Raw genomic sequence first — 6084 nt, forward strand, 5'->3', positions numbered from 1 at the left:
TACCGCTGAGCTAAAGAACTTGTCCAACAATTCGATAATATTAATTTATTTTATCCAATATTTAAATAAATATAAGATGAATAGTAATATATTTACCAATGACATTTATCCAATAATCCAAAAACCAGACGCAAATACTACCAAATGATATAAGATAAATGATTAGGACTGATAATTTATGTTACTTGGTAAACCCCTTTGTAGAATATATCTGCTTTAACATTAATTGTCGGACAGGCTGTTTAAACCAAGTTTAAAGATATCTTTAAATCAAATATTTAAAGAGAACAGTTAAAACTGTTGGCTTCCTGCTCTATTTCTCGTGACGATGTTCCAATAATTGCAGGGATGATAGGACCTGCTGGAGTGGTTTATTCATTTGTGGGTGTAAAGAACTTTCTCACATGGTCCATTACAAATTCTGATGATATGAAAAAATTGTTTGAAATCGGAACTGAGGTATGTAGAGAATATGCTAATGCTCTCTTTGAACACGGTGTCGATGCTGTGTGTCTCCCGGATTCGGTAGTAAGCCCTGAGTTGTACCCTCCACAACTCTTTGAATCGATGGTAGTTCCTGAATACAGAAAACTCTGTGATAAACCAAAGGGAATGATGATTTTGCATATGTGTGGTGATGCAACAGATATTCTTGAACCTATAGCAACCGCAGGTTTTGAAGGAATAAGTATTGAAGAAAAGGTAGATGTCAAATATGCAAAAAAAAATCATAGGAAACAGGTCATGATTGATAGGAAATATATCACCTGTAGAAATGCTGTTTGCAAAATCCCCGGAATATATTACAATCAAAGCAAAACAGTGCATAGAAGAAGGTGTGGATATTCTTGCACCGGGATTTGGTATTGCACCACGTACACCACTTATAAATATGAAAGTATTCGTAGCTGCAAGAGATGAATATTATGCAGAAAAAGGGCTAATTTAATTGATTTTATTAAAATTGAAGGAAGAAGACTTGGACATATAATTAACACTTTTGATTTTATCAAAGGTATTGATTTTGTCCTGAGCTGAAGTTATATTATACCTTAAGATATAATACATCATATTTGCTAAATCCTCTATTTTAATATTAAATATGCTATTGACAATAGTAACCTTGTTGATTAATTACTTCAAGTTATTATATATACAAATTCTCAGATACTTATAATTAGGCAATAAATCCAAATTTAAAGATTTGTTTCATTGACTCAAATCGAATCAATAGGAATCGGGACCGGACATGGAAGTCTATTTGTTTTTATGGAAATCAAAGATTGATTGGGACGTAGAATACGTAACAAACACACAACCTTTTGGCTACAATAGAGATGATATAACCTTGGGGATCATAAATTACCTGGATATAATACATCCAGAAGACAAAAACAAGGTCATAAAAAATTTCAACAGTTACCACAGGATTGGTCATGACAACATCATCCTCCAGTATAGAGTGATAACAAACTCTGGAGATGTACGGTGGGTCAACGAAAAAATTGTGATTCATGATGATGCAGAATCACCACAACAATACCTGAGTATAATTGTAGATGTTACGGACCAGAAAAGGATTGAAAAAGAACACCAGCGTGCTCTCGCGATAAAAGACGAACTCGAATCAATCATTAACAAAAGTCCTGTGGTTGTATTTCAGTGGAAACCAGAAGGTAAACTGGAAGAGACATGGCCAGTAGAATTCGTATCGGATAACATTGCCCGTTTTGGTTATAAAGCAGATGAATTCTATACCGGTAAACTTCAATATGGTGACATAATCCATCATGACGACCTTGAACGTGTCCAGTACGAATTAAGTGAGCGCAGGGATAAAGGTCATGATAATTTTTCACAGGAATACAGGATTATCACCAAATCCGGTGAAATATGTTGGGTGGATGAGCGAACATTTATCCAGAGAGATGAATATGGAAACACTATATCATATCAAGGTATAATCGTAGATATTACCGAAAGGAAACAAACTGAGAACCTTCTGCATACAGAACACGACATTGCATTTGCTCTAAATGATTCTGGTAACCCTGAAGATATTTTGAACCAGGTGCTAGAGCTGACACTCAACATAGGTACTATCGATTGCGGATGTATCCACTTCACAGACGTGTATAATAACCTGAACCTGGTTACACATACGGGTCTATCTACTAATTTTGTAAATGATATCTCATACATGGACTCCAATTCAATACTTAACAGGATTATAATGATCGGTCAACCGGTTTATAAGGATTATTCTGAAATACCTCTCAAATCGGATACATCTAAAAATGGTAACCGAAATGAAAAACTGCGTGCAGTGGCACTGATACCAATCATCAATAATGGAGAAGTTCTGGGATCTTTAAACCTGGCTTCTCATGTGTACGACCAGATTCCTGCTGATATTCGCACAGCAATCGAAATTATTGCCGCACAGCTAGGTGGATTTATCTCACGGATTAAGACTGAGATGAATCTCTATGAATACCAATCATTGAGCTCTTCAAGTGTACCTATTAACTTGGAGGTTCATGGTAACAAGAATTGAAACAATGTTACTAAGAGGCTAAAAATCGATGGATATAAAATTTGATTCTTTGGTAAGGATTAATGAAAGTGATAGTATGTTTGAAAAATTAAAAAATTTCCATAATATATTCGTATCCAGTACCTGCGAACCTAAATGCAGGCAGGTGATTGTTTACTGTACAAAATCAAATCTGTCTCATGAGGACTATACCGATAAGATCAATTTTGTATCTAAAGCTTCTATTAATAAAGCAAACGAAATGGATTATGATATCTGGTACCATTATTGTTACAAGGATACAGTGTTGTTAATGTGCAAAGATTTCTTAGAAATGGACGAGCTTTATGAAAAAGCAGTTTATAGTGTAGGTATACCTTCAAGTTTTATCTGTAATGGAGATAATAACATGATGTTATTGGCTATTGGTCCAGCAAACGTACATATAATAGATGAATTGATTAAGAATTTTGATTATTTTTGATTGCTATAAATCCTGATATTATTTGATTTTTGAATTTTTAGGACAATAACTAACTTTTTGATAGAACAACCAGTAACATATTCAAGAAGTTACAATTGTAAATGAATAAATATATATTTTACCTGTTTTATATAAATGTACTTAGTGCTAAATTGTTATGGATTCTCTTGAAGATAATTTCAAAAAATATGTTTTAATATTTATATTTGCAGTTTTAATTATATCTTCAGTTGCATTCTACATCCCTATTGAACAAACAATTGTTAATGATAGAAAAGCAGAAATTGAGCATGAGATCCAATTAAATTTCAAGGATATAAAATCAGGAATAGAATCTCATGAAGAAAATATCAAAGCACTATCAAGTAGAACTATGATTAAGGAAAAATTGTATGCCTATCTTCAAGGTAACCTTTCTTTAGAAGAACTAGAAAATTATACTCACACTAAATACAACGATGGTTCAGAAGTTTATAAAAACCTACTGGCGTCTAAAAGAGTATCTAGAGATAACAAAGTAATTGCTTTTTATGGTAACCAGACACATTTGATGAATAAAACAGACATTACCAAAGAATTTGATGTCATAAATGAAGATAATCAAACTTTACTCTACATAAAAAAACCAATACATTACGATAGTATCTATCTGGGGTATGATACCGGACTTTTTAATGCCACATCTCTTTTTGATAGTTGTGAAAATAGCCGCAAATCTGGCTGTATTAATTACAGCATAACAGAAACTGAAAAATTGGACAGATATGAAGACCTAGAGGATAAAAATATTTACACTTCTGAACTAAAAAGTGGACGCTATTACCTTGTGGCAACTTATGATGAAGACCTGTTAGATAAAAATCTAGGACATATTAATTTTTACATGGCGTCCTTTGTATTGGTACTGCTTGGCACGTTGTTACCATTATCTTATTTTACAATTTATAAACAAGCTAATAATATTATCAAATCTTATGAAATAACAGCAAATGAACTGGAAAAATCCAATAAATTCAAAGATACATTTACCGATATTATAAGGCACGACCTGTTAAACCCAGCAGGTGTTATTAGTGGTTACCTAAAAATCCTTCTAAATAAAGAACAGGATGAAAACAAGCGCTACTTGCTGAAAAAGGTCCAATCCAGCAACATTAAAATTATAGAATTACTCGAAAATTCTTCAGAGTTTGCAAAACTGGAAAATATTGAAAATTTGGAGTTTGAGGATAAAGATATTGTTAAGATCATCAAAAAAGGAGTCTATGATTTCCAGTTCCAGTTAAGTAATAAAAACCTTGAAACCAGGATTTTAATAAACAAAGAACATCTATGCAAAATAAACCCGATAATTGAACAGGCATTTGCGAACTTGTTGTCCAATGCTATAAAATACAGCCCTGAAGACAGTTTCATTAAGGTCTATATTAAAGATAACGGAAATTACTGGAAAATCAATGTAGCTGACTTTGGTGATGGTGTGCCTGATGAGGACAAATCCTATCTTTTTGATAGGTTTACAAGGAAAGATAAAAAAGGTATCAAGGGTTCAGGTTTTGGACTGGCCATCGCAAAAATGATTGTAGAGTTGCATGGCGGGGATATAGGAGTTGAAAATAATCCTGAAGGAAAAGGTTCTGTCTTCTGGTTTACGCTTGAAAAAGGCGATGGAAATATCCCATCGAATTAATAAAAATCATTATTTCTGGTGGTACAAAAACCCAGGATGTTCCCTATCATACAGGTGAATCGGTTTTTTGAGGTATATATTATCCTTTAGACTGGATACATCGTATTTGTGGACCAGGTCATCATAGAATGTGACCCTGTTGTATTGTTCTGCCAACTGGTTTAACACACCTGTTTTCCAGTTGACCATTTGAGCCATGAACTTTTTTAGATTTTCGTTTGTACTGAGCGCCTCGAATATTTCGTCCCATGTTAGACAGAAGTTCCTGCATTCTACATCACAGTCAAACATGCCCTCAATTTTAGGTTTCAGGTCGGGGTGTCTGGTGGTCAGGATCATGGTAGGATATCTGGATTTAGTCTCATCAAAAAGCTGGATCATAGAGGGTACCGGTTCCAGATGGTCGATTTTCATAAAATAATATTTCCTGTCAGCTTCTTTATCCGGTGTTGCCAGGGTGTCGTCCAGGTCAAAGACATAAATCTGATGTATATTATCACCTCAGAATAGTTTTATAATTCAATTAGTATATCTATTTTTAGAAAGGTTAATTTAAGATTGTTAATGATGTTGGTTGGCATTAGATATTTATAACCCGGGTCTAGTATCATGTTAATAGAAATTCTTAATACTAAAACAACCGGTGATTTAAATGGGCGATGAAGACCTGCAAAAGAGGAAAAAAGATTGGCTTGAGAAGGTTAAAGCAGAAGGAAAGATGAAAAATCCGACGGAAGACCATAGGTTGGGTCTGAAAGCCCTGCAAAACACAACCCGCAGGAGTATACTAAAATCGATTCCTGAAGATGGTCTGGTTTATGAAGATATAAAATCAAAATTTAACCTGGATAACATGCAGGCAAAGATGCACCTTAACTTCCTTGAAGAAGCCCTGTATATTGAAAAGGTAGAAAACGAGGACAACTGTAAATACTATCTCACACCAAGAGGAGAAGCGTATCTGGAAAACGCTGACTATTCGTGAATTGGTATCAAGTTATACAGGTGGTAACCATGGATGCAATACAGGAGATACTGAACAAACAAGGGATCGATCTGAATTATATCAAAAACAATATAATGGATGATGGTGCAGTATCATCCAGGACAAAAAAACTGCTTGCTATTGCAAGTGCAGTAGCAACGGGTTGTGACCAGTGTGTGGAAAAGCATAAAAAAGAAGCAAAAGATGCAGGTCTAAATGATGATGAGATTTCAGAAGCAATACTTGTAGCTGCACTGATACGTTTTGGTTCAGGTGTCAAGTACCTCAACAATGATTGATTCTTTTTATAAGCAAAGCGTAAAACCCCGATGTTTTTAGCATCGGGGATGTAAGCGTCAATTCACCCCTGATTCCGTATGTACTCTGTT

7 protein-coding genes and 1 pseudogene are annotated in these 6084 nt (G+C 34.4%); 7 read left to right on the top strand and 1 reads right to left on the bottom strand.

Translation table 11 applies throughout. The features are described from left to right. Positions 1 to 348 precede the first annotated feature (348 nt). The 5 genes and pseudogenes from ACLFMM_RS08815 to ACLFMM_RS08835 all read left to right on the top strand — a co-directional run. Positions 349 to 684 (top strand): annotated as a pseudogene (locus ACLFMM_RS08815) (uroporphyrinogen decarboxylase family protein); the annotation flags it as partial. Between the two features lie 64 nt (positions 685 to 748). Continuing rightward, positions 749 to 949, top strand: a complete 201-nt coding sequence (locus tag ACLFMM_RS08820; protein WP_410808367.1) for a uroporphyrinogen decarboxylase family protein — start codon at positions 749 to 751, stop codon at positions 947 to 949. A 300-nt stretch (positions 950 to 1249) separates the two neighbouring features. Further along, on the top strand, positions 1250 to 2557 hold the full coding sequence (locus tag ACLFMM_RS08825) for a PAS domain-containing protein (protein ID WP_410808368.1): 1308 nt from the start codon (positions 1250 to 1252) through the stop codon (positions 2555 to 2557). Positions 2558 to 2585: 28 nt separating this feature from the next. After that, positions 2586 to 3020, top strand: coding sequence for a hypothetical protein (locus tag ACLFMM_RS08830; RefSeq protein ID WP_410808369.1), 435 nt, complete (start codon positions 2586 to 2588; stop codon positions 3018 to 3020). 157 nt (positions 3021 to 3177) lie between these two features. Beyond that, positions 3178 to 4710 carry a sensor histidine kinase gene (locus ACLFMM_RS08835; protein ID WP_410808370.1) on the top strand — a complete coding sequence of 511 codons (1533 nt, stop codon included), beginning with the start codon at positions 3178 to 3180 and terminating at the stop codon, positions 4708 to 4710. Positions 4711 to 4719: 9 nt separating this feature from the next. Here ACLFMM_RS08835 and ACLFMM_RS08840 read toward each other — a convergent pair whose 3' ends face one another. Continuing rightward, positions 4720 to 5124, bottom strand: coding sequence for a hypothetical protein (locus tag ACLFMM_RS08840; RefSeq protein WP_410808371.1), 405 nt, complete (start codon positions 5122 to 5124; stop codon positions 4720 to 4722). 238 nt (positions 5125 to 5362) lie between these two features. On the opposite strand from ACLFMM_RS08840, the gene ACLFMM_RS08845 reads away from it, so the two are divergent. Beyond that, on the top strand, positions 5363 to 5695 hold the full coding sequence (locus tag ACLFMM_RS08845) for an ArsR family transcriptional regulator (RefSeq protein WP_410808372.1): 333 nt from the start codon (positions 5363 to 5365) through the stop codon (positions 5693 to 5695). A gap of 29 nt (positions 5696 to 5724) precedes the next feature. After that, positions 5725 to 5994 (top strand): carboxymuconolactone decarboxylase family protein, encoded by a 270-nt coding sequence (locus tag ACLFMM_RS08850; RefSeq protein ID WP_410808373.1) that lies wholly within the window; start codon positions 5725 to 5727, stop codon positions 5992 to 5994. Positions 5995 to 6084 lie beyond the last annotated feature (90 nt).

The sequence above is a fragment of the Methanohalobium sp. genome (assembly GCF_046546175.1).
Classification (GTDB): Archaea; Halobacteriota; Methanosarcinia; order Methanosarcinales; family Methanosarcinaceae; genus Methanohalobium.

Excerpts from the sequence above, each read along its gene's own strand:
- ACLFMM_RS08850 (WP_410808373.1), top strand. The coding sequence starts at position 5,725 with ATGGATGCAATACAGGAGATACTGAACAAACAAGGGATCGATCTGAAT.
- ACLFMM_RS08825 (WP_410808368.1), top strand. The coding sequence starts at position 1,250 with ATGGAAGTCTATTTGTTTTTATGGAAATCAAAGATTGATTGGGACGTA.
- ACLFMM_RS08840 (WP_410808371.1), bottom strand. The coding sequence starts at position 5,124 with ATGAAAATCGACCATCTGGAACCGGTACCCTCTATGATCCAGCTTTTT.
- ACLFMM_RS08845 (WP_410808372.1), top strand. The coding sequence starts at position 5,363 with ATGGGCGATGAAGACCTGCAAAAGAGGAAAAAAGATTGGCTTGAGAAG.
- ACLFMM_RS08830 (WP_410808369.1), top strand. The coding sequence starts at position 2,586 with ATGGATATAAAATTTGATTCTTTGGTAAGGATTAATGAAAGTGATAGT.
- ACLFMM_RS08835 (WP_410808370.1), top strand. The coding sequence starts at position 3,178 with ATGGATTCTCTTGAAGATAATTTCAAAAAATATGTTTTAATATTTATA.